General features: G+C 65.8%; 23 protein-coding genes. 14 read left to right on the top strand and 9 right to left on the bottom strand.

The window, feature by feature from the left end; translation table 11 throughout:
- Nucleotides 1–2: 2 nt before the first annotated feature.
- Entirely contained in the window at nucleotides 3–1,094 is a 1,092-nt protein-coding gene (gene bioB, locus ACO056_RS00310) for a biotin synthase BioB (protein WP_421850110.1), read from the bottom strand.
- A 279-nt stretch (nucleotides 1,095–1,373) separates the two neighbouring features.
- Here bioB and ACO056_RS00305 point away from each other — a divergent pair, with 279 nt between their 5' ends.
- From ACO056_RS00305 to ACO056_RS00245, 13 genes are all read left to right on the top strand, one after another.
- A complete protein-coding gene (locus ACO056_RS00305) occupies nucleotides 1,374–2,657 on the top strand; it encodes a nucleotide sugar dehydrogenase (RefSeq protein WP_421855605.1) in 1,284 nt (427 codons plus the stop codon).
- A 108-nt stretch (nucleotides 2,658–2,765) separates the two neighbouring features.
- A complete protein-coding gene (locus ACO056_RS00300) occupies nucleotides 2,766–3,797 on the top strand; it encodes an NAD-dependent epimerase (protein ID WP_421850107.1) in 1,032 nt (343 codons plus the stop codon).
- A 52-nt stretch (nucleotides 3,798–3,849) separates the two neighbouring features.
- Nucleotides 3,850–4,755: a LysR family transcriptional regulator gene (locus ACO056_RS00295; RefSeq protein ID WP_421850104.1), complete on the top strand. Its 906-nt coding sequence runs from the start codon at nucleotides 3,850–3,852 to the stop codon at nucleotides 4,753–4,755.
- A 70-nt stretch (nucleotides 4,756–4,825) separates the two neighbouring features.
- Complete coding sequence (locus tag ACO056_RS00290; RefSeq protein WP_421850101.1) at nucleotides 4,826–5,248, top strand: NAD(P)H-dependent oxidoreductase subunit E; 423 nt, start codon at nucleotides 4,826–4,828, stop codon at nucleotides 5,246–5,248.
- Nucleotides 5,245–6,786 carry an NADH-ubiquinone oxidoreductase-F iron-sulfur binding region domain-containing protein gene (locus ACO056_RS00285; protein ID WP_421850099.1) on the top strand — a complete coding sequence of 514 codons (1,542 nt, stop codon included), beginning with the start codon at nucleotides 5,245–5,247 and terminating at the stop codon, nucleotides 6,784–6,786. The genes ACO056_RS00290 and ACO056_RS00285 overlap by 4 nt, the downstream gene beginning before the upstream one ends.
- 130 nt (nucleotides 6,787–6,916) lie before the next feature.
- A complete protein-coding gene (locus tag ACO056_RS00280; RefSeq protein ID WP_421850096.1) occupies nucleotides 6,917–7,435 on the top strand; it encodes a molybdenum cofactor guanylyltransferase in 519 nt (172 codons plus the stop codon).
- Nucleotides 7,425–10,298 (top strand): formate dehydrogenase subunit alpha, encoded by a 2,874-nt coding sequence (gene fdhF, locus ACO056_RS00275; protein WP_421850093.1) that lies wholly within the window; start codon nucleotides 7,425–7,427, stop codon nucleotides 10,296–10,298. The genes ACO056_RS00280 and fdhF overlap by 11 nt, the downstream gene beginning before the upstream one ends.
- The gene (locus ACO056_RS00270) at nucleotides 10,295–10,519 is read left to right on the top strand and encodes a formate dehydrogenase subunit delta (protein ID WP_421850090.1); all 225 of its coding nucleotides are present in this window, start codon (nucleotides 10,295–10,297) and stop codon (nucleotides 10,517–10,519) included. Before fdhF ends, ACO056_RS00270 begins: the two co-directional genes overlap by 4 nt.
- A complete protein-coding gene (gene fdhD, locus ACO056_RS00265; protein WP_421850087.1) occupies nucleotides 10,509–11,306 on the top strand; it encodes a formate dehydrogenase accessory sulfurtransferase FdhD in 798 nt (265 codons plus the stop codon). Before ACO056_RS00270 ends, fdhD begins: the two co-directional genes overlap by 11 nt.
- 37 nt (nucleotides 11,307–11,343) lie before the next feature.
- Nucleotides 11,344–12,102, top strand: a complete 759-nt coding sequence (locus ACO056_RS00260; protein ID WP_421850084.1) for a TonB family protein — start codon at nucleotides 11,344–11,346, stop codon at nucleotides 12,100–12,102.
- A 98-nt stretch (nucleotides 12,103–12,200) separates the two neighbouring features.
- On the top strand, nucleotides 12,201–13,241 hold the full coding sequence (locus tag ACO056_RS00255) for a mannose-1-phosphate guanylyltransferase (protein WP_421850081.1): 1,041 nt from the start codon (nucleotides 12,201–12,203) through the stop codon (nucleotides 13,239–13,241).
- On the top strand, nucleotides 13,238–14,041 hold the full coding sequence (locus ACO056_RS00250) for a class I mannose-6-phosphate isomerase (protein ID WP_421850078.1): 804 nt from the start codon (nucleotides 13,238–13,240) through the stop codon (nucleotides 14,039–14,041). Before ACO056_RS00255 ends, ACO056_RS00250 begins: the two co-directional genes overlap by 4 nt.
- A 23-nt stretch (nucleotides 14,042–14,064) precedes the next feature.
- Nucleotides 14,065–14,508 (top strand): DUF2721 domain-containing protein, encoded by a 444-nt coding sequence (locus ACO056_RS00245; protein ID WP_421850075.1) that lies wholly within the window; start codon nucleotides 14,065–14,067, stop codon nucleotides 14,506–14,508.
- Here the strand turns inward: ACO056_RS00245 and ribA are convergent.
- The 6 genes from ribA to ppk2 form a co-directional block, all read right to left on the bottom strand.
- The gene (gene ribA / locus ACO056_RS00240; protein WP_421850072.1) at nucleotides 14,505–15,572 is read right to left on the bottom strand and encodes a GTP cyclohydrolase II; all 1,068 of its coding nucleotides are present in this window, start codon (nucleotides 15,570–15,572) and stop codon (nucleotides 14,505–14,507) included. The genes ACO056_RS00245 and ribA overlap by 4 nt on opposite strands.
- Nucleotides 15,569–16,372, bottom strand: coding sequence for an exodeoxyribonuclease III (locus tag ACO056_RS00235; protein ID WP_421850069.1), 804 nt, complete (start codon nucleotides 16,370–16,372; stop codon nucleotides 15,569–15,571). The genes ribA and ACO056_RS00235 overlap by 4 nt, the downstream gene beginning before the upstream one ends.
- 454 nt (nucleotides 16,373–16,826) lie before the next feature.
- The gene (locus ACO056_RS00230) at nucleotides 16,827–17,411 is read right to left on the bottom strand and encodes a LolA family protein (protein ID WP_421850066.1); all 585 of its coding nucleotides are present in this window, start codon (nucleotides 17,409–17,411) and stop codon (nucleotides 16,827–16,829) included.
- 162 nt (nucleotides 17,412–17,573) lie between these two features.
- Nucleotides 17,574–17,741, bottom strand: a complete 168-nt coding sequence (gene rpmG, locus ACO056_RS00225) for a 50S ribosomal protein L33 (RefSeq protein ID WP_054106051.1) — start codon at nucleotides 17,739–17,741, stop codon at nucleotides 17,574–17,576.
- Nucleotides 17,742–17,903: 162 nt separating this feature from the next.
- Nucleotides 17,904–18,101 carry a hypothetical protein gene (locus tag ACO056_RS00220; RefSeq protein WP_421850063.1) on the bottom strand — a complete coding sequence of 66 codons (198 nt, stop codon included), beginning with the start codon at nucleotides 18,099–18,101 and terminating at the stop codon, nucleotides 17,904–17,906.
- Nucleotides 18,102–18,191: 90 nt separating this feature from the next.
- Nucleotides 18,192–18,926, bottom strand: a complete 735-nt coding sequence (ppk2, locus tag ACO056_RS00215) for a polyphosphate kinase 2 (protein WP_421855602.1) — start codon at nucleotides 18,924–18,926, stop codon at nucleotides 18,192–18,194.
- Nucleotides 18,927–19,111: 185 nt separating this feature from the next.
- Between ppk2 and phhA the strand changes: the two genes are divergently transcribed.
- Complete coding sequence (phhA, locus tag ACO056_RS00210; protein WP_421850060.1) at nucleotides 19,112–20,050, top strand: phenylalanine 4-monooxygenase; 939 nt, start codon at nucleotides 19,112–19,114, stop codon at nucleotides 20,048–20,050.
- 190 nt (nucleotides 20,051–20,240) lie between these two features.
- Here phhA and ACO056_RS00205 read toward each other — a convergent pair whose 3' ends face one another.
- Nucleotides 20,241–21,053 carry an undecaprenyl-diphosphate phosphatase gene (locus tag ACO056_RS00205; RefSeq protein ID WP_421850057.1) on the bottom strand — a complete coding sequence of 271 codons (813 nt, stop codon included), beginning with the start codon at nucleotides 21,051–21,053 and terminating at the stop codon, nucleotides 20,241–20,243.
- A gap of 66 nt (nucleotides 21,054–21,119) precedes the next feature.
- A complete protein-coding gene (locus ACO056_RS00200) occupies nucleotides 21,120–23,276 on the bottom strand; it encodes a M13 family metallopeptidase (RefSeq protein ID WP_421850054.1) in 2,157 nt (718 codons plus the stop codon).
- Between the last annotated feature and the right edge of the window lie 96 nt (nucleotides 23,277–23,372).

Genomic DNA, 23,372 nt, shown 5'->3' with positions numbered 1-23,372 from the left:
GCCTATTGCCCGCAGGCCGAAGCCCTGTCCGCGCACTTCTTGTCGGCGCGCATGGGCTCTTCCGCCTCCATCGGCTTCAGGCCGAGCCGCGCAAACAGCGCCGCATCGGCATCGTCACCGGCATTGGCCGCGGTCAGCAGGCGGTCGCCGGTGAAGATCGAGTTGGCACCCGCCAGGAAGCACAGCGCCTGCGTGGCTTCCGACATCGATTCGCGCCCCGCCGAAAGCCGCACCATCGAACGCGGCATGGTGATCCGCGCCGCCGCCACCGTGCGCACGAATTCGATATCGTCGATCTTGGCGAGCGGGGTATCGGCCAGCATGTCGCCCAGCACTGTGCCCTTGATCGGCACCAGCGCATTTACCGGCACGCTTTCGGGATGGCGCTCCAGCGTCGCCAGCGCATGGATGAAGCCCACCCGGTCGCCGCGCGTTTCGCCCATGCCGACGATCCCGCCCGAGCAGACATTGATCCCCGCCCTGCGGACCTGTGCCAGCGTGTCGATCCGCTCGTCAAAGCTGCGCGTGGTGATGATCTCGCCATAGCGTTCGGGCGAGGTGTCGATGTTGTGGTTGTAGTAATCGAGCCCCGCCTCAGCGAGCTGTGCTGCTTGCGCCTCGCTCAGCATGCCGAGCGTCATGCAGGTTTCCATGCCCATCGCGCGCACGCCCTGCACCATCGCGATGATCGCGGGCATGTCGCGGTCCTTGGGGTTGCGCCAGGCCGCGCCCATGCAGAAGCGCTTCGATCCGGCATCGCGCGCCTGCGCAGCGGATTGGAGCACCGCCTGCACTTCCATCAGCTTGGTCGCCTCGACCCCGCTGTCCGCCTTGACCGATTGCGAGCAATAGCCGCAATCTTCCGGGCAGCCGCCGGTCTTGATCGAAAGCAGCGTGCACAGCTGGACTTCATCCGGCCGGTGATGGCGCCGATGCACTTCGGCGGCGCGAAACAGCAACTCGGTGAACGGCAGGTCGAACAATGCGGCGATCTCAGCCCGGCTCCAGTCGGTGCGGACGTCATCCCGGGAAAGTCCTTCGGTGCTGTTCGCAACTTGGGCGTCGCGTGCAGGGATGGTCGCAGCGTGGGTCATCAGGCACTCCGTAGGCTTTGTCGGCAATGAGAATCAGATAGTTGTCCCTAGCCGAACTGCGCGGCCCTGCCTTCCCCGAAATGCTTCGGCTCGTTTCACGAACGGAAACCGTGGCGTCCCTGCCGCATCGGAGCCTTGTCTGCTCTGCCGCGGTTAAGTCCGTATTCGCAAATATCCGATATGGGAGTGCTGGCGCGGTTAGCAGCGCGCCGAAACGGTTCCGGGTGAGCGGACAGGCCCCAGCCCGGATGGCCAAGCGCATGAGGCAGGTTTTTGAAGATGAAGCATTTCGGCAAAATCGGCATCGTAGGACTTGGCTACGTCGGCCTGCCGCTCGCTGTCTCGTTCGCCCGCAAGCATGAGGTGATCGGTTTCGACGTGAGCGAGACGCGCGTCTCCACGCTGCGTGCCGGGCATGACTACACCAACGAAATCTCGCCCGAAGAGCTCGAGGCCTCCACGCTGACCATCACGTCATCGGTCGAGGACCTCGGCGGCTGCAATATCATCATCGTGACTTTGCCGACCCCGGTCGACGAAAGCTGCCGCCCCGATTTCTCGAACATCACGGCTTCCTGCGCCAGGATCGGCAGCATCATTGCCCCGGGCACGATCATCGTCTTCGAAAGCACCGTCTATCCCGGCGCCACCGAGGAAGTCTGCGCGCCCATCATCGAAGCGGCCTCCGGTCTCAAGAGCGGTGTCGGCTTCAAGCTCGGCTACAGCCCTGAACGCATCAATCCCGGTGACAAGGCGCATCCGCTGGAAGCCATCGTCAAGGTCGTCGCCGGGCAGGACGATGAAGCGCTCGATACGCTGGCCGAACTCTATGGTTCGATCATCCACGCCGGCATCCACCGCGCGTCCTCGATCAAGGTCGCGGAGGCCGCGAAAGTCATCGAGAACACCCAGCGCGATATCAACATCGCGCTGATGAACGAGATTTCGAAGATCTGCGATCTTGTCGGCATCCGCACCAAGGAAGTGCTGGCCGCGGCTGGCACCAAGTGGAACTTCCTCAAGTTCTACCCCGGCCTTGTCGGCGGGCACTGCATCGGCGTCGATCCCTACTACCTCACCGCCAAGGCGGAGCAGCTGGGCTATCATCCCGAAGTGATCCTTTCCGGCCGCCGCATCAACGATAGCATGGGCAGCTATATCGCCCAGCGCGCGGTAAAGATGCTGGCGGTTGCAGGCCGCGCCCTGAAGGACGCCCGCGTCGGCATTCTCGGGCTGACGTTCAAGGAAAACGTGCCGGACATCCGCAATTCGAAAGTCGAGGATATCTACCGCGAACTGTGCGAATTCGGGATCACGCCGCTGGTTCATGATCCGATGGCCAACCACGATGCAACGCGCCACGAACTCGCGATCGACCTTGCGCCGATCGAGGCCTTCTCGGAAGTCGATCTGCTGATCTACGCGGTGTCTCACGATCACTACGCGGCGATGGGGATCGATGCGATCCAGGCCATGATCGCCCCGGGCGGCATCCTCATCGACGTGAAGTCGGCCGTCGCGCCGCAAAGCCTGCGCGAGGACATCCGCTACTGGAGCCTCTAGGCGCGAAAAGGCCAAATCGCGCGACTTGCGGCTGTAACTGAGTCAGACTACGGCGAGCCGCGAGACGAATGTCAGCAATCGCTGAGACTTAAGGCGCCGGAGAAACAGATGGCAATCCTCGTGACCGGCAATGCCGGCTTCATCGGCTTTCACACTGCCAAGACCCTGCTCGAGCGCGGGGATGATGTTGTCGGGCTCGATGTCGTCAACGATTACTATGATCCCGCGATCAAGGAAGCGCGCCTTGCCATTCTGGACGAGACCGCGCGCCGCACCAATGCGAAGTATACCTTCGTGCGCGGCAATCTCGCGGACCGTGCGGTGGTCGATCAGGCCTTTGCCGAGAACGACATCCGCCGGGTAATCAACCTCGCAGCCCAGGCCGGGGTGCGCTACTCGCTCGAAAACCCGCACGCCTACGTTGAAAGCAACATCGTCGGCTTCACCAATATCCTCGAAGCCTGCCGCCACGGCGGGGTCGAGCATCTGGTCTATGCCTCGACCAGCAGCGTCTACGGCGCCAACCAGACCATGCCGTTCAGCGAGCATGTCGGCGTCGATCACCCGCTGCAGTTCTATGCCGCCACGAAGAAGGCGAACGAGCTGATGGCACACAGCTACAGCCATCTCTACCGCCTGCCGACCACCGGCCTGCGCTTCTTCACCGTCTATGGGCCGTGGGGCCGGCCGGACATGGCGCTGTTCCTGTTCGCCAAGAACATCATCGCGGGCAAGCCCATCGATGTGTTCAACTACGGCAACCACACGCGCGATTTCACCTTCGTCACCGATATCGTCGAGGGCGTGATCCGCGCCTGTGACAGTCCGGCCCAGCCGAACCCGGATTGGGATGCGTTCCGCCCCGATCCCGCCACGAGCAACGCGCCCTACCGGATCTACAACATCGGCAACAACAGCCCGGTCAAGCTCACCGAATATATCGAGGCGCTCGAAGAAGCGCTCGGCAAGAAGGCCATCCGCAACCTCCTGCCGCTGCAGGCGGGCGACGTGCCGGATACGTTCGCCGATGTCTCCGATCTCGAACGCGATCTGGGCTACAAGCCTGCCACCACTGTAAAGGACGGAGTTGCTGCCTTCGTGAAGTGGTATCAGGAATACATGGCCAAGCCTGCGGACTGACGTTTCCTGCAATTTGTGATAGGCCTTTCCTCTCACAAGGGATGGCCGTCCGATGCAGCTGCGCCATTTGCGCTATTTCGTCACGCTCGCGCGTGAGCAACATTTCGCCAAGGCGGCGGCCATCTGCGGCATATCGCAGCCTACACTTTCGGCCGGCCTTGTCGCGCTGGAAGACGAGTTTGGCCGCCGCCTGGTCGAGCGCGACCGCCGCTTCATCGGCCTGACCCCCTACGGACAAGCGATGCTGCCCTGGGCCGAGCAGATCCTTGGCGCGGTAAGCGGCATGGCGAGCGCGGTGGCGGCCACCGCCGCGCCGCTGCGAGGGGAGTTCGGGCTCGCCGCAATCCCCGCCGCACTCCCGCTCATCGGCCTTCTGGGTGAGGCGCTGCTGGCGCAGAACCCGGGAATCACGCTCTCGGTCCGTTCAGCCACCTCGCGCGCGATCGAGCATGGGCTCCATGCCTTCGAAGTCGATGCCGGGATCACCTACCTCGATCACGAACCACCCGCGAATGTCCTTGTCGTTCCGCTCTATGCGGAGCGCTACGTGTTCCTCGCGGCCCGCGGCAGCGGGTTCGATCAGCATGATGCGATCACCTGGACCGAGGCCTGCGCGCAGAACCTCTGCCTGCTCCACCAGGGCATGCAATATCGCCGCATCCTCGATGAACGTCTCGCCGTGCGCGGCCTTGCCGTCAGCCCGCGCGCCACGGCGGATAGCCATTTCGCCTTGTTCGCCCTGGTCCACTCGGGCGCCTTCGCCACGATCGTGCCCGATGGCTATGCGCGGCTGATGGCGGGCGTCGAATGGGCGCGCTTCCTGCCCTTTGACGAGCCGGAGGATGCCCGCCGGGTAGGGCTCGTCGTGGTCAATCGTGATCCGCTCGGACCCATGGCGCGCGCCGCGCTCGCGGCCGCCCGCGCGCTCGAACCGGCGGGGCTCCAAGCGCCCATTTGATAGGAAAATCCTATCAACCATCAGGCAATTCAATTTGACCTGAGCCGCTGAATTCCCATGGCATTGGCGCATGACAGACCACGACGAGCTCGATGCCATCCTTGCAGGCCACGCCGGCCGCGAGGGCGCGCTGCTGCCGATCCTGCACGATGTGCAGGCCGCGTTCGGCCATGTTTCGGAAGACGCGGTGCGCCGCATCGCCCACGCGCTGAACCTCACCCGCGCGGAAGTTCACGGCGTCGTCAGCTTCTACCACGATTTCCGCGATGAGCCGGAGGCCCGTCCCGTGCTCAAGCTTTGCCGCGCCGAAAGCTGCCAGGCGCGCGGTGTCGAAGCCATGGTCGCCGCGCTGCCCGATAACCCCCGCGTCGCGGTCGAAACGGTCTACTGCCTCGGCCTGTGCAGCGTCGGCCCTGCCGCCATGATCGGCCACGAAGTCCACGGCCGGCTCGATGCCGCCCGCCTCGGCGCGCTGGTGGAGAGCCTGGCATGATCACGGTCCGTATCTCTGACGATGCCGCCGCGCTTGCTTGCGGGGCCAATGCCGTCGCCGCCGCCTTCGCCGCCGCAGGCTGCAGGGTGGAGCGCGTCTCCAGCTGGGGCATGCACTGGCTCGAACCGCTCGCCGAGATCGAGGGGCAGGGCTTCGGCCCTCTCTCACCCGAGGACGTCGCCGCCGTCCTCGCGGGCACCAGCGACAAGGCCATCGGCGTGGTCGCCGAGCACCCCTTCATCGCCCGCCAGCAGCGCTTCACCTTCGCCCGCGCCGGCAAGACGCGGCCCCTCAGCCTCGAAGACTATGCCGCGACCGGCGGCTGGGCCGGCCTCAAGCGTGCGCGCGAACTCGGCCCCGAGCCCACCGTCGCCGAAGTCACCCAGTCCGGCCTGCGCGGCCGCGGCGGTGCGGGTTTCCCGGCGGGCATCAAGTGGACCACCGTCGCCAAGGCGGCTGGCCCCATCAAGTATATCGTCTGCAACGCCGACGAGGGCGACAGCGCCACCTTCGCTGATCGCATGGTGATGGAAGGCGATCCCTTCATGCTGATCGAGGGTATGGCGATTGCCGGCCACGCCGTCGGCGCAGGCAAGGGCTATATCTACGTCCGCAGCGAATACCCGCACGCCATTGCCAAGCTGCAGGCGGCCATCGCGCTCGCCGTCCCACACGTCGCCCCGTTCGAAGTCGAGGTCCGCGTCGGCGCGGGCGCCTATGTCTGCGGCGAGGAAACCTCGCTGCTCAACAGCCTCGAAGGCAAGCGCGGCGAAGTGCGCGCCAAGCCGCCGCTCCCGGCGCTTGAAGGCCTGTTCGGCAAGCCCACCGTGGTCAACAACGTGCTGACCCTGGCCGCCGTGCCGTGGATCCTCGCCCATGGCGGCGCTGCCTATGCCGAAGTCGGCTTCGGCCGTTCGCGCGGCACGATGCCGATCCAGCTGGCGGGCAACGTCAAGCACGGCGGTCTCTTCGAAGTCGGCTTCGGCGTTACGCTCGGCGAACTGGTGAACGAGATCGGCGGCGGCACCGCTTCGGGCCGCCCGGTCCGCGCGGTGCAGGTTGGCGGGCCGCTCGGCGCCTATCACCCGCCTGCCGATTTCCACCTGCCGTTCGATTACGAAGCCTTCGCTGCTGCCGATGGCCTCATCGGCCACGCCGGTCTCACCGTGTTCGACGAGACGGCGGACATGAGCGCGCAGGCCCGCTTCGCCATGAGCTTCTGCGCCGCCGAATCGTGCGGCAAGTGCACCCCTTGCCGCATCGGCAGCACCCGCGGCGTCGAACTGATCGACCGCATCCGCGTCCGCTCCGGCCGTCAGGCGGACAAGGTCGAAACGCTTCCCCAGATGCACAACGCCCGCAAGGCCCCGCGCACGCTGGCGGAAGACGTCACCCTGCTCGAAGACTTGTGCGAGACGATGAAGTTCGGCTCCCTCTGCGCGCTGGGCGGCTTCACGCCATACCCGGTGCTCTCCGCGCTGAAGCATTGGCCGGAAGACTTCGGCATGTCCGCGCCCGAGCAGGAAGCGGCGGAATGAGCAGCTGTCGCGCCAGCATCCTTCGACAAGCTCAGGATGAGCGGGTCCTGGGTTGGGGCTCTTCCCCAATGCACCAAACTCCGCTCGCCCTGAGCTTGTCGAAGGGCCACAGAACTACGGTGGGGAAATCATGATCCTCGGCGCAGTCCTTGCCGGCGGCCAGTCCTCGCGCTTCGGCAGCGACAAGGCACTCGCCGCGCTGGGCGGTCAAACCCTGCTGGCGCGGGCCGTCGCGTCGCTCGAAGCACAATGCGACGGCGTGATCGTGGTCGGTCGCGGTGACATCGCTGATCGCCCGCGCGCCGGCATGGGCCCCCTCGGCGGCATCAACGCTGCGCTCCATCACGCCGCAAGCCATGGCTACAGCGATGTGCTCACGTGCGGCGTCGATTGCGGCGGCCTGGCGCCGCAGACAAGCGCCGATCTCGCGCCAGCGCCCGCCTATGTTGCGGACCAGCCCGTCATCGGCCTCTGGCCCGCCTCGGCCGGCCCCATGCTCGATGCCTTTCTTGCCGCCGATGCCAGGCACTCGATGCGCGCCTTTGCCGCCATGATCGGTGCGCGGCCCGTCACGCTTTCGGCCAGCCCCGCCAATATCAACACGCGCGAAGATCTTGTCGCCGCGCAGGAGCATCTCGATGGACAGTGAACGCGAAACCTATCGCCCCCAGCCCGATTTCGGCACGCCGGAAGTCCGGGGCGCAGCGACGGTCACGCTGAATATCGACGGGCGCGAAGTCTCCGTCGCCCCCGGCACCACGGTCATGCGCGCCGCCGCCGTCTCGGGCGGCTCGATCCCCAAGCTTTGCGCGACCGACAGCGTCAAGCAGTTCGGCTCATGCCGCCTCTGCCTCGTCGAGATCGACGGGATGCGCGGGACCCCCGCCAGCTGCACCACGCTCGTTTCGGAAGGCATGAAGGTCCACACCCAGACCAAACGCCTCGAAAAGCTGCGGCGCGGGGTGATGGAGCTCTACATCTCCGATCACCCGCTCGATTGCCTCACCTGCAGCGCCAACAATGATTGCGAGTTGCAGGATCAGGCCGCCGCCGTGGGCCTGCGCGATGTGCGCTATGGCTATGAAGGCGCGAACAACCTCGCCCAGCCGATGGACGTGTCGAACCCCTACTTCGATTTCGACCCCTCGAAGTGCATCATGTGCTCGCGCTGCGTGCGCGCCTGCGATGAAGTGCAGGGCACTCTCGCGCTCACCATCGAAGGCCGGGGCTTTGACAGCAAGGTCAGCGCGGGCCTTTCGTCCGACACCTTCCTCTCCTCCGAATGCGTTTCGTGCGGCGCTTGCGTCCAGGCCTGCCCCACCGCCACCTTGCAGGAAAAGGCGGTCAAGGAAATCGGCAAGCCCGAACGCGCCGTCGTCACCACTTGCGCCTATTGCGGCGTCGGCTGCACGTTCCGCGCCGAAACGCGCGGTGAGGAAGTCGTGCGCATGGTGCCGTGGAAGGACGGCAAGGCCAATCGCGGCCACTCCTGCGTCAAGGGCCGCTTCGCCTGGGGCTATGCGCAGCATCAGGAGCGCGTGCTCTCGCCCATGATCCGCTCTTCGATCGACGAGCCGTGGCAGGAAGTCGGCTGGGACGAGGCCATCGCCCACACCGCCAGCGAACTGAAGCGCATCTCGGCCAAGTACGGCCGCAATGCGCTGGGCGGCATCACCTCCAGCCGCTGCACCAACGAGGAAACCTTCCTCGTCCAGAAGCTGGTCCGCGCCGGGTTCGGCACCAACAACGTCGATACGTGCGCGCGCGTCTGCCACTCGCCCACCGGCTATGGCCTCAAGACCACCTTCGGCACCTCGGCGGGCACGCAGGACTTCGATTCGGTCGAGGATAGCGACGTCATCTTCGTGATCGGCGCCAACCCGACCGACGGCCACCCCGTCTTCGCCAGCCGCATGAAGCGCCGCTTGCGGCAGGGCGCCAAGCTCATCGTGATCGATCCGCGCCGCACCGATCTTGTCCGCAGCCCCCACATCAGCGCCGATTATCACCTGCCGCTGCGCCCGGGCACCAATGTCGCGGTGCTTACTGCGCTCGCCCACGTGATCGTCACCGAAGGCCTCGCCGATGAAGCCTTCATCCGCGAACGCTGCGATTGGGAGGAATACCGCCACTGGGCCGATTTCGTCTCCCTGGATCGCAACAGCCCCGAATTCCTCGAGCCCGTGACCGGCGTCCCAGCCGCAGACCTGCGCGGCGCGGCTCGCCTGTTCGCCACCGGCGGCAACGGGGCGATCTATTATGGCCTCGGCGTGACCGAGCACAGCCAGGGTTCGTCCACCGTCATGGCCATCGCCAACCTCGCGATGGCCACCGGCAACATCGGCCGCCGCGGTGTCGGCGTGAACCCGCTGCGCGGGCAGAACAACGTGCAGGGCGCCTGCGACATGGGCAGCTTCCCGCATGAGCTCTCCGGCTACCGCCACGTTTCCGATGCCGCGACTCGCCAGCTGTTCGAGGCGGAATGGGGCGTGCCCATCGATCCCGAGCCGGGCCTGCGCATCACCAACATGCTCGATGCCGCGACCGACGGCCTGTTCAAGGCAATCTACATCCAGGGCGAGGACATCCTCCAGTCCGACCCTGATACCAAGCATGTGGCGGCAGGCCTCGCCGCGATGGAATGCGTGATCGTGCAGGACCTCTTCCTCAACGAGACCGCGAACTACGCGCATGTCTTCCTGCCGGGCTCCACGTTCCTTGAAAAGAACGGCACCTTCACCAATGCCGAACGCCGCATCCAGCCGGTGCGCAAGGTGATGGAGCCGAAGAATGGCTATGAGGACTGGGAGATCACCCAGCTGATGGCGCAGGCGATGGGCCTCGATTGGGCCTACACCCACCCGCGCGAGATCATGGACGAGATCGCTCGCCTCACGCCCACGTTCGCGGGCGTCAGCTTCGCACGGCTCGATGCCGAAGGCTCGCTGCAGTGGCCGGTCAACGATGCCGCGCCCGATGGCAGCCCGATCATGCACATCGATGGCTTCGTGCGCGGCAAGGGCAAGTTTGTGGTGACGGATTATGTCCCGACCGACGAGCGCACCGGCCCGCGCTTCCCGCTGCTCCTCACCACGGGCCGCATCCTCAGCCAATACAACGTCGGCGCGCAGACCCGCCGCACCGCCAATGTCGTGTGGCATCCGGAGGACCTGCTCGAAATCCACCCGACCGACGCGGAAAACCGCGGCATCAAGTCGGGCGATTGGGTGCGCCTCGCCAGCCGCTCGGGCGAGACGACGCTGCGCGCCACCGTCACCGATCGGGTCGCGCCGGGGGTGGTCTACACCACCTTCCACCACCCCGCGACACAGGCCAACGTCGTCACCACCGACTATTCGGACTGGGCGACCAATTGCCCCGAATACAAGGTGACCGCAGTGCAGATCACCCCCTCCAACGGCCCGACCGAGTGGCAGGAAGAGTATGAAGCTCAGGCCGCGCATTCGCGCCGCATCCAGGGGCATGAAGGCGCAATGGAGCCGGCGGAATGAGCGGACATACCACCGAGAAGCTGATCTACATGGCCAACCAGATCGCGCGCAACGTCACGCACGAGCCGGACCCGGCGGCCATGATCGCCGAACATATCGAGGCGTTCTGGTCGCCGCGGATGAAGGCCGATGTCTTTGCCGTGCTCGGCAAGGCCGAGGGCGCCCTGCTCGATCCGGCAGCACGCGCGGCGCTGGAACAGCTTGCGTCGCATGCTGCCTGAACCGGCGAACCCGGCTGCGGTACCGCGCAGCTTTGCCGAGCACTTCGCCGATGGCCGCCCGCCCGCCCCGCGCGAGCGGCTGCTGGCGATCGAAGCGCCCATCGCGGTCGAGATCAACGGCCTCGGCTATGCGGTGATGATGGCGACCCCGGCGGATCTTGGCGATTACGCGCTGGGCTTCTGTCTTTCCGAACAGCTGATCGCATCGCCCGCCCAGCTCCTGTCTGCCGAGGCGAGCGAGGTTCCCGCCGGCGGCTGGATGCTGCGGATCCAGCTCGCCGCCGATGATGCCGCCCCGCTGATGGAGCGCGCGCGCCTGCGCCTGGCCGAGGGCAGCTGCGGCCTCTGCGGGATCGAAAGTCTCGAACAGGTCCTGCGTCCGCTGCCCATGGTCGAGGCGCGGCTGGAAGTCGATGACGCCGCGATCTTCCGCGCTGTCGCCGCCCTCCCTGCGCTCCAGCCGCTTGGGCAGGCCACCCGCGCCGTCCACGCCGCCGCGTTCTGCGCGCCCGATGGCACCGTCCATCTCGTTCGTGAGGACGTCGGCCGCCACAACGCGCTCGACAAACTGCTCGGCGCGATGGCGCACGCCGGGCTGAGGGCAGGGGAGGGCTTCATCGTCCTCACCGCCCGGTGCAGTTTCGAACTGGTGCAGAAGGCGGTGCTGGCGGGCTGCCCGCTGCTCGTCACGATCTCCGCCGCCTCCACGCTGGCCGCCCAGCAGGCGGCCGCGCATGGCCTGCGGCTCGTCTCGCTTGCGCGCGAAGACAGCTTCCTCAGCGACTAGGATTCCGGTTTGGCCCCGGATGCTTTAGACACGCTGGGTGACCACCGCGCCCGCCAGCACCCGCTTCAGCGACCGCCCCGCGCTCAGCCGCCGCACGCGCGTCTGGCTGTGGCTGGCGGTTGCTGTCCTCCATGTCGGCCTCGGCTTCGCGATCTTCACCGGCCTTGCCAGTAGTGCGATCACGATGATCCAGGACGCGGCCACTGCCGCCTACTCCATCCCGCTCGATCCGCCACCGCCGCCCGCCAGCCCGGCCCCGACGTCCAAGCCTGCCGGGGCCGAAGGCGCTGCTGCCAAGGCGGCCAAGCCCAAGCCCGTGGTCGCCGCCCCCGCGAAAATACCGACGAAGGCGGTGACTGCCGCCCCCGCCGCCTCAACGGGAGATGCCACGAATTCGGGTGCATCGAGCGCAGGTGCCGGTACCGGTGGCGGCACGGCCGGCACCGGCACGGGCAGCGGCGGCAACGGCGATGGGGCGGGCGCGGGCGCCAGCCGTGCGGTCAAGATCGCGGGCGATATCACCGCCACGCGCGATTATCCCGCGCGCACCCGGAACCTGCGCCTCGGCTCAAGCGTTATCGTGGTTCTCACCGTGGGTACGGACGGCCGCGTCCGCGCCTGCCGCATCCACAAGCCGAGCCCCGATCCCGAAGCCGATGCCATCACCTGCCGCCTTGCCACCCAGCGCTTCCGGTTCCGCCCCGCGACAGATCGCGCCGGGAACCCCATCGAATCCGATTATGGCTGGCAGCAAAGCTTCTTCGTGCCGGGCACCAAGCCGCCTGCAGGACTGTAATGGACCAGCAGTCACTTGCACCTAGGGTACTGGCATGGCACCGAAAGGATGCGCATAGCTGATGCTCCCGGCGGCGGGGGCACTTGGACAGGAATCCCATGGACGCAATAACTCCCGTTGTTCTGTGCGGCGGCAGCGGCACTCGCCTCTGGCCGCGCTCGCGCAAGGTCATGCCCAAGCCGTTCCTGCCGCTCGTCGGCGATTCCACGCTGTTTGAAGCGACTGTCCTGCGCTGCCCCGCCGAAGCAGGCTTCGGTGCGCCCATCGTCGTCACCGGCGCGGCGCATTTGGGTCATGTCGAGGCGCAGTTGCCTGATCCTGCGCGCAGCACGGTGATCGTCGAGCCGGAAGGCAAGAACACCGCCGCCGCCATCGCGCTCGCGGCGCTGCGCCTGCCTGCCGATGCAGTCATGCTCGTCTGCCCGAGCGACCACCACATCGGCGATGTCGCCGCTTTTCAGGCCGCCGCGCGCGAAGCCGCTGCGCTGGCGCGTGAAGGCTGGCTGGTCTCCTTCGGCATTGCCGCCACCGCGCCCGAAACCGGTTTCGGCTATCTGAAGCGCGGTGAGGCCATCTTTGGCTCGGGCGGCTTCGCGGTGGCCCAGTTCGTCGAAAAGCCCGATCTTGAACGCGCGATCGGCTTCCTCGCCGATGGCGGATATGCATGGAACGGCGGCATCTTTGCATTCCGCGCCGGCACCTTCCTCGAAGAACTTGCCGCACATCGCCCCGCACTCGCCGAAGCAGTACGCGCGGCCGTCGCAAAGGGCCGGGAAGACGGCACCCGCTTCCACCCCGATGCCGCTGCCTTCGCCCTGATCGAAGGCGAATCGGTCGATTACGCGGTCATGGAAAACACCGCCCGCGCCGCGATGGTCCCCGCCGCAATGGCCTGGTCCGATATCGGCAACTGGCAGGCGCTCCACGATGCGCTCGATCAGGACGAAGCCGGCAACGCGGTGCGCGGCCCGGTCGAACTTGTCGATTGCACCCATGTCCTCGTCGATAGCGATGGCCCGCATGTCTCGGTGATCGGCGCGCAAGATCTCATCGTGGTGGTCGACAAGGGCAATGTCCTCGTCTGCACGCGCGATGGTGCTCAGAAAGTCGGCAAGCTTTCCGGAGCCGTAAACCAGTGAGCGCACTCGCTGTCCGCACCGTGGAGAAGCCCTGGGGCCGCGATCAGCTGCCCGCGCCGTTCATGGTGCCCTATGGCAAGCGCATCGGCGAAATCTGGTTCGAACCGGTCGAGGACGTCTATACGCTCCTCGTGAAGTACATCTTCACCAGCGAGAAGCTCTCCGTGCAGGTCCATCCTGACGATGCGCAGGCGAAGGAGCTCGGCGAATACGATACGGGCAAGGAAGAATGCTGGCTGGTGATCGATGCCGAACCCGGCGCCACGCTCGGCATCGGCTTTCGCGAACCGGTTGGTGCCGAAGCCATGCGCGTTGCCGCGCTCGATGGCAGCATCGAGGACCTGCTCGTGTGGCACCCGGTGCGGGCGGGCGATTTCTTCTACATTCCGGCCGGCACTGTCCACGCCATCGGCGCCGGAGTCAGCCTGATCGAAATCCAGCAAAACTCGGACATCACCTACCGCCTCTACGATTATGGCCGCCCGCGCCCGCTGCATCTCGATAAGGGCATCACCGTGGCCAAGGGTGAACCGTACGCCCCTGCGCTCCACCGCCACCTCGCGCCCACCGGTACGGTGGAGCTTGCCCGCGGGCCCTATTTCACCGCGCACCGGGTCGAAGGCGCGCCCGATGCCGCGCTGCTCGCCGAATATGACGGCCCCATGCTCGTCCTCCCGCGCCGCGGCGAGGTGGAACTGGCGGGAGACGTCCTGCGCCCCGGCGAATGCGCCGCCGCGCCTTCGGCCTCGGCCCTCCGCTTCGCGCCCGAAAGCCAGAGCATCATCGTTCGTGCCGCCTGATCGTGCTGCCTGAACATCCCGCCATGATCGCGCAGACCATCCAGCTCGCGCTGGCCCCGGTCTTCATGCTCGTCGCGATCGGCAACATCATGAACATCCTCACCACACGCCTCGCGCGCATGGTCGATCGTTCGCGTCACCTGCAGATGCTCCACCCCGGCACCGAAGGCAGCGAGCACGATGTGGTCGTGGTCGAAATGCGCATCATTGATCAGCGCATCGCCCATGTCGGCCGCGCGCTGCTGTGCCTCGTGATCAGCGGCCTCGCCATCGGCACCACGGTCGCCGCCCTGTTCCTCAGCGAACTCGTCGGCACGGACCTCCGCGTGGTGACGGCGCTCACCTTCGTCGCCGCTATCGCGCTCCTGATGGCCGCGCTGGTGCTCCTGCTGCTTGAAACCCGCCTTGCCGCCCGCGCGCTGCGCCTCCCGCCCGAACTCCTCGAACTCGAACGCGGCGATCTTTAACGCAGCAAATGCCCCGTCCGGTCGCGCTTCGTATCGAGATAGCGCGCATTGTGCGGATTGGCTGGCAGCTGATGCGCCACCCGCTCGCTCACCGTCACGCCCACAGCTTCCAATGCCGCAACCTTTGCCGGGTTGTTGGTGAGCAGCCGCACCGCCGGCACGCCAAGCAGATCGAGCATTCGCGCCGCCACCGGGAAATCGCGCGCCTCGCTCGGCAGGCCCAGGCGCTCGTTGGCGTCCACCGTGTCGAAGCCCTGATCCTGCAGCTCATAAGCGCGCAGCTTGTTGATGAGGCCGATCCCGCGCCCTTCCTGCCGCAGATAGAGCAGCAGGCCCCAACCGCCGGCATTCGCTTCTTCGGCCATCCGCGCCAGCGCCGCATCCAGCTGCGGCCCGCAATCGCACTTGAGGCTGCCGAGCACATCGCCCGTCAGGCATTCGCTGTGGAGCCGCACCAGCGGCACATGGTCGCCGCTCTGCGTGCCGATCACCAGCGCGACATGTTCGCGCAGATCATCGCGCGCGCGGAAGGCGATGATCTCGGCATGCTCGCAAGCATCGACCGGCAGCCGCGCCCGCGCCTGAATCGTAAGCTCCTGCGGATCCTTGAACGCGGCCAGATCGGCGGGCGTCACCACCACCGCCGGCTCCACGCCCGTCGCGACCATGAACGCCGGGAGGATTCCCGCCAGCCGCGCCAGCTCCATCGCCGCCACCGCTGCCGATTGCGCCGCGCATGGGTCGGCGCGAAACGGCCCGCGCATCGGCTCGGCCAGATCGAGCGCCGGATCGGCAAGCGTGCGCGCGCCGTGGAGCGAAAACGGCTCCGCGCCGTGGATCATCACCGGCATATGCGGCTCCGCCGCGTCACGCTGGTTGGCGAGCTTCAGCGTGGCCGCGCGCGCATGCGAAATCAGCAGCCGCGCGGCATAGAGCCCCGGCTGCACGAACGCGGTTTCCGCCGGCAGCAGATCGAGCGCGCCATCTTGCGCCTCCACCCGGATCGCCCAGCCATGGCGCAGCGCATCCAGCGCCAGCGCCGCCGCCCGGGCCGCTGCGGTCAAAGCGCGAACTCCGTCACCAGCGGCACATGGTCCGAAGGCTGATCCCAGCGCCGCGTTTCCTCGACAAAGCGGTGCGAGAGCGATTGCGCGGCCAGTTCGGGCGAGGCCCACATATGGTCCAGCCGCCGCCCCTGATCCTTCTCGCGCCAATAGGAGCGGTAGGACCACCACGAATAGTTCCGCGCCGGCGCAGGGATATGCTTGCGGCCAAGGTCCACCCAGCCATGCGCATCGCCGAACGCTGCCAGCGCCGCCACTTCCTGCGGCGTGTGGCTGACAACCTTGAGCAGCGCCTTGTGGTCATAGACGTCGCAGTCCAGCGGGGCGATGTTGAAGTCCCCCACGATCAGAGTCGGGCGATCGAGCGCGTCGGCCCAGCGCGTCATCCGCTCAAGGAACGCCAGCTTCTGGCCGAACTTGGGGTTTGCTTGCGGATCGGGAATATCCCCGCCTGCCGGAATATAGACGTTCTCGAGAATCAGGCCCTGGCCCGCACCGAGCACCTCGACGCCCACATGCCGCGCCTCGCCGTTGGCCTGCCAATCGTGCCGGTTCACTTCGCGGATCGGCAGGCGGCTGACAGTGGCGACGCCGTGGTAGCCCTTCTGCCCATGCACCGCGCGGTGGGTGTAGCCCAGCCGCTCGAACATTGCGTGCGGAAACAGCGCCTCGGCGGTCTTGATTTCCTGCAGGCACAGCACATCGGGCGCCTGTTCGGTCAGGAACCGTTCGACTTGATCGATGCGCAGCCGCACCGAATTGATGTTCCAGGTGGCGATCGATAGCGTTGGGGAGGCCATGCGCGGGCTTTAGGAGGCTTGGCTTGCAGCGGCAAGCCGCGCGCGCGGGCAACCGGCCCATACGCGAGGCGTCCGGTTGTTCGGGTTTCCTCAGGAGCTAGCGAGGATGGTGGATTTCGAGAACCGGAGCGCAGCGTACTTCAGTGCGTGAGCACCGGAAGCGCAGAAACCCGCCGTTCGCAGTCGCTTCTGGGGGAACCCCGAGCCGCAAACAAGAAAACCCTCGGACCGGGGGCATGGTCCGAGGGTTCCTTGTGCGTTCGTCACGCTGTCAGACGGAGAAAGTGGACCAGGTAACAGGGGGGGCGAACCCGGTCGGCTCCGTCTTGACCCCTTCCTTCTAGGACCCCGCCGCTTGCTGGCGGATGAACGATCCTGTCAGGGAAGTCCCAAAGTGGTCGTAAATTGTCGCAACACCGTGACGGCCCCGTGCGCAGTTGCGACGAGCCGGACCCTATTTGCGGCCAGTGCCGCGCGGATCGTTCCAGCGGAAAATGTTCGAAGGCAGCGCCACGCCGTAGCGCTGATTCGAAAGCCGCACGGTGGTGCGCCGATTCTGCGAATCGAGCGCGATCCAGCTGTTGAGCTCCCATCCGCCCGGCGCGCCCGCTTTGCGCAGCATGATCATCGTGATCGAGCCGTATTCGGGGTGGCGGGGATCATGCACGTCCATGCTGATCACATCGGGATGGCCGGTCTGGTTGAGCGTCGCATAGCGCGCGACGTCCTTGTTCGGATCGAGCAGCGCGCCGAGCGGGCTGTTGCGAATCGGCCAGCGCTGCACCTGCCGCACTTCGTAGTCGATCAAGGTCAGCGCCGCGCCGTCCGAGACGATCAGCAGCGGCACGCCCGGCTGATACTGGAAGCGGATCTTGCCGGGGCGCTGGAGCGACAGCACGCCGGTCAGGCGCTGGCCATTGCGATCGGTCTGGACGAAATCGGCCTGCAGCGTGGTGATCGCGCGCAAGGCAGCAACCGCCTGCTCGACTTGCGGATTGGCCGCAGGCGCCGCAGCTCCCGGTGCCGCTGCCACAGGCATGGCAGGGGCCGCCAACGCCATAAGCGCGGCGGCCATGATGGATCGGGAAGCTGAAAGCCGGCGGGCAGGGGTGCGCAAAATGGTCATCCCCCTGCCAGTGCCTCAGGCGCATTGAACCCGGCGTGAACCCATGTCCGGGCTCTCTGCCGGGCCATGAGCCGCTTACTTGATCTTGGCTTCCTTGAACTCGACATGCTTGCGCACCACCGGGTCATACTTGCGGAACACCATCTTCTCGGTGGTGTTGCGCGGGTTCTTCTTCGTGACATAGAAGAAGCCGGTGTCGGCGGTCGAGACCAGGCGGATCTTGACGGTAGTTGGCTTGGCCATGGCTTTATCCTGAAAGTTCTTGCGCGCGTAAAACAGATGCGGCGGCGCGTTGCCACGCCGCCAGACAGGCGCCGGTCGTTGTGAGCGAATCGGGCAAAAGTCAAGCCATGTCGTCGAACTGACGTGGCTTCGTTCACCGCGTAAGTGGCTTGCTCCGCTGCGTCAGATGCCTTTTGCTCCGCCATCGCACTTCGGACACCGCCGATGGTGGAAGTCGGAACCGTTCACGCCGTAGACATGGCCGCAATCCGTGCGCTCGCACTGAATCGCCCAGATGTATTGCAAATGATCGGTGCCGCTGAACCGGGTTTTGGCGAGCAGGCGCTGGTCGTTCCGGTTGAGATCCCCTACGTCAGCCAAGATCCAACTCCTCTATCGATCCACAGTCTCTGCCGGTTCCATCCTATGGCTTCCGGCGGTGATGAAAAAGCGCGATCCAGCGTGCCGGCGTCAGTCCACCGCGAATGGCTTGAGCGGTTTCAGCACCTCGAAATGCTCTTTGGCGCAAGGCTCGGCCAATGGCGGCAGGCCGGGAACCTTCTCCTCCACCTGCTTGATCGGAAGCCGGTCCAGCAGATCACGCACCAGAGTCAGCCCCCCCCGGCGCTGGTCGTTGAAATCGACCAGCGTCCACGGCGCGTGCCTGGTATGCGTCGCTTTCAGCATCGCCTCGCGCGCTTCGGTATAGGCCTGGTACTTGCCGCGCGCTGCCACGTCGATCGGGGAAATCTTCCAGCGCTTGGTCGGATCGTCGTGCCGCTCGGCAAAGCGTTCCTCCTGCTCCTCCTGATCGCAGGTCAGCCAGTACTTGAACAACAGCAGCCCATCATCGACGAGCATCCGCTCGAAACCGGGCACCGCATCCAGAAACGCCTCGACTTGCGTCTCGGTCGCAAAGCCCATGACCTTCTCGACCCCGGCGCGGTTGTACCAGCTGCGGTCGAACAGCACGATCTCGCCGCCTGCGGGCAGGTGCGGGACATAGCGCTGGAAGTACCACTGTGTCTTTTCCCGGTCCGTCGGCGCAGGCAGCGCGATCGTGCGCACCTGCCGCGGGTTGAGCTTCTGCGAGATCGCGTGGATCGCGCCGGTCTTGCCCGCGGTATCGCGCCCTTCGAAGATCACGAGGATCCGCGCGCCGCATGCCCGGGCCCAGCCGGCCATCGCGGTCAGCTCGCCCTGCATGGCTTCCAGCGCTGCTTCGTAGGCCTTGTGGCCCAGTTCGTCCCGGTGATCTTTTCCGCTCACGCCTGCTCCTCTCGTTCCGTTCCTCTCGCTCGGCGCGGGCAGACTGTCGCACCCCCGCCGCTTTGGCAATCGCTGCCGATTGCACGGGCAGGGCGGACCTGTTAAAAGTTGCAACTGAAACCATGTCAGAGCTTGTCGAACTAGCAGCCGATTTCACGCGGCTCCCCGAATTGCCTGCCGGTGTGTTCACCGCGCCGCTGCAGCGCCCCGCGCATGTCGGCGAGGATTGGCTCGAGCCGCGCCAGACGGACTATTCTGCCGAAGAGCACCGCGTGTGGGATGATCTCTTCGCCCGCCAGATGCAGGTGCTCCCCGGCCGCGCCGCCAGCGCCTTCCTCAACGGGCTGGACCGGCTCGATCTGGGGCGCGGCGGCGTGCCCGATTTTGCGCGGCTTTCGGCGGAACTCGGTGCGCTCACCGGCTGGAGCGTCGTGCCGGTGCCGATGCTGATCCCCGATCACGTGTTCTTCTGGCACCTCGCCAATCGCCGCTTCCCCGCGGGCAACTTCATCCGCCCGCGCGAACGCTTCGACTATATCGAGGAGCCGGATGTCTTCCACGATGTGTTCGGCCACGTGCCGATGCTCACCGATCCGGTGTTCGCCGATTACATGCAGGAATATGGCCGCGCCGGGTGGAAGGCGATGCGCTACAACCGCCTCAAGGCGCTCGGCGCGCTTTACTGGTACACGGTCGAATTCGGGCTGATCATGGAGGCGGGCGGCCTCAGGGCCTATGGCGCCGGCATTCTCTCCGGCCCGACCGAAGCGGTGTTTGCGCTGGAGGCACAGTCACCCAACCGCGTGTTCCTCCATGTCGACCGCGTGATGCGCACGGACTACGCGATCGATGATCTTCAGCCGACCTACTTCGTGATCGAAAGCTTCGCCGATCTCTATCGCCAGACCGTGGAGCGCGATTTCGACCGGCTCTATCGCGGACTTGGCGCGGGGTTCACTTATGCCGGCAGCGCGGTGATCGATGTGGACGACGTGCTCCACCGCGGCACGCTGGAATATCACTTGCGCGGCGGGCGGGGCTCAGGCGCCGCGCCGGTCTAGCGCAAAGAGCGGTAAATGCGAACCGCCATTGTCCCCAAACCCGTCTATCCTGAGCTTGTCGAAGGACTGCTCTTTCTTTGAAGGATGCGCGTCGGCCGCTCAAGGAAGTGCAGTGCTTCGACAAGCTCAGCATGGACGGGAATTGGGCAAGTGTTGCAGGTTTCGCGCAGCCCGCGCTAGCGCCCCAGGGCTACACCCACAGCAGCCACGCCAGCCCTGCCGCCCCCAGCACGATCCGATAGACGGCAAATGGCGTGAAGCCGCTCCGGCTGACGTAGCCGATGAAGAACTTGATCACGACGAGCGAGACAACGAACGAGACGACCGAGCCGATCGCGATTTCCTTCATCCCGACCGGGCCCGCGCCCGCCGAAAGCTCGTGCCGGTGGTCCCACAATTGCTTCACCGTCGCGCCCAACATGGTCGGCACGGCGAGGAAGAAGCTGAACTCCGCCGCCGTCTTTCGGTTCTCGCCCAGCACCAGCGCGCCCATGATCGTCGCGCCCGAGCGCGAGACGCCGGGGATCACCGCGATGCACTGCATCATGCCGATCTTGATCGACTGGCCGAGCGGCATCTGCCCCACGGGCCGGTAGGTCTGGTGTGAAACCAGCCGCTCTACCGCGATGATCGCAAAGCCGCCCAGGATCAGCGCCACGCAGACCACAATCGGGTTTTCGAGCAGCAGGTCGATCCGCGATTTGAACAGCACGCCCACGATCGCGGCCGGAATGAAGGCCGCCAGCACATTGCGCACGAACGCGATCGATTCGCGCGATCCCCGCAGCGCACCCACCGCCACATCGAGGAAAGTGCGCCAGTAGAGTACCACCACCGCCATGACCGCCGGCAACTGGATCACCACGTTGAACACATCCCAGGTCTTCGCATCATAGCCGAACAGCTCGGACGCAAGGATCAGGTGCCCGGTCGAGGAGACCGGAAGGAACTCGGTAAGCCCCTCGACGATGCCAAGGAGAACGGCGGTGATGGTCGTATCCATGGGGCAAACGCCTCGCCGCCGCGCCGCGCCCTGTCAAGCGCGCTCGCGGCTTAAACTTTGGTCATGTCACCAGATATGCACGCGCTCCTCGGGCGGCAGGTAGAGCTTGTCGCCCGGCTTCACGTTGAAGGCGGCGTACCACGGGTCGAAATTGCGGACGACCGCGTTGACTCGGGCAATCGGCAGCGAATGCGGATCGGTGGTGAGCAGCTGGCGCGAGAGCGCCTCGCGGTACTTGTCGCGCCACGATTGCGCGTAGGACAGGAAGAACCGCTGGTCACCCGTCAGCCCGTCGATCACTGGCGCGGGCTTTCCGCCCAGCGAGAGATGATAGGCCTGATAGGCCATCGAAAGCCCGCCAAGATCGCCGATGTTCTCGCCCAGCGTCAGCTTGCCGTTGTGGCAGGTCTTGCCGTTATCGAACGGGCACTGCTTGTCGTACTGCGTCGCGAGCCGGGCGGTCAACGAATCGAAAGTCTTGCGGTCCTTTTCGGTCCACCAGTCCTTCAGCGCGCCGGTGCCATCGTACCGCGAACCTTCGTCGTCGAAGCCATGGCCGATCTCGTGGCCGATGGTGGCGCCCACCGCGCCATAGTTCACCGCGTCATCGGCGGCGGGGTTGAAATAGGGCGGCTGCAGATAGGCGGCCGGGAACACGATCTCGTTGGCCGGCGGCATGTAATAGGCGTTCACCGTCTGCGGCGTCATCAGCCACTTGGTCTTGTCGACCGGCTTGGCCAGTTCGTCCAGACTGTCCTGCCAGTGCCAGCGTTCGCTTTCGACCGCATTGGCAAGCGCCTGCCCGGGCTTGATGTTCATCCCGTCATAGCGCTTGAACTTGTCGGGATAGCCGATCTTCACGGTGAACTGATCGAGCTTGCGCTGCGCAGCGAGCCGGGTTTCCGGCGTCATCCACGCCAGATCCTTGAGGTTTGCCGCCAGCGCAGCGCGCAAGTTGCTCACCAGCTTGACCATCGCGACCTTGCTCGAAGGCGGGAAATGCCGCTCGACATAGACTTGGCCGATCGCCTCGCCCATCTGCGACTGCACGTTAGAAAGCGCGCGCTGCCAGCGCTGCCGATCGCGTTCCTTGCCCTGCAGGGTCTTGCCGTAGAAATCGAAATGCGCCGCATCGATATCGCTCGGCAGCACGGCCGACTTGTCCGAAAGGAAATGTGCCGCTGCCCAGGCCTGCAGGGTGCCAAGGTCTTCCTCGCCCAGCAGCTTGATGAAAGCCGGGAAGCCGCCGCCCAGCTTGGCGAGGTCTTCCTTGGTCAGGCCCAGCTTCGCGATCTTCTCGGGGCTCGGCGGAATCTCGCCCACGATCACCGCATCGACCTTGCCCAGCCCGTTGCCCTCCAGCAGCGGCGAGACCGGAAACGCGCCGCCCAGCGCAACGAGATCGGCGCGCTTGACCCGGTTGGTGGTCAGCAGCGGATTGCGCGAGACGGCCTTGTCCCAGTCGGTCACCGCGATCTTGCGTTCGAATTCATAGACCTTGGCCGCCGTACCAGCCGGATCGGCATAGCCCGCCTTGCCGAGCAGAAACGCGAGATAAGCCCGGTACTTGCTCTGCAGATCGCGGTTGCGCTCGCTATCGACGAGGTAATAATCGCGGTCCGGCAGGCCGAGCCCGCCGATCCCGGTAAACGCCACGTTGGCCTTGGGGTTTTCCGGATCGATGCTGACATAGAAGTTCACCGGCGAGGGATAGCCGGGCGCCGCGAACAGGGCGGAGATCTCCGCGCGGGACTTCGCGTTCCGGATCGCATCGAGATAGGGCTTTGCCGGCGCGAGCCCGGCCGCATCGATCGCGCCCTGATCGAGAAACGCGCGGTAGCTGTCGGCAATCCGCTGGCCGGTGGTTCCGGGGGTCTGCGGCGTGCTCGCCAGTTCCTCGACGATCTGCTTGACCGCCTGTTCCGCGCCGAGCACCAGCGCGAGCGTCACGCCGCTGTAGGCATACTGCGGCGGGGTCGTTTCGGACCGGTCCCACTTGCCGTTCACATAAGCGTAGAAATCGTCACCCGGCTTCACCGCAGCGTCGATATCGGCCGGATTGAGCCCCCAGCCGCCGAAGGTCGGGATCGGATAGCCGTCGATCTTTGCCGGGCTCTGGCTGGCCGGGCTCTGGCTGACGGGGGCGTCATCGGCATGCGCAAGGGGCGCGCAGAGCGCAAACCCGGAAACGGCAGCGAGAGCGCCGGCAAGGTATTTCATCATGGGCGGAAGGCTTCCATCTGATGGGGTATCGGGGTGCGGGTCGCCAGAAGGGGCTTGGCCGCTTTCTGCCTCGGTCCGCGCATCAAGGGAAGCCCC

This window comes from Novosphingobium sp. (assembly GCF_965228995.1).
Classification (GTDB): domain Bacteria; phylum Pseudomonadota; class Alphaproteobacteria; order Sphingomonadales; family Sphingomonadaceae; genus Novosphingobium.
The sequence above is the reverse complement of the archived record's forward strand: the minus strand, read 5'-3'. Positions and strand labels throughout refer to the sequence as shown.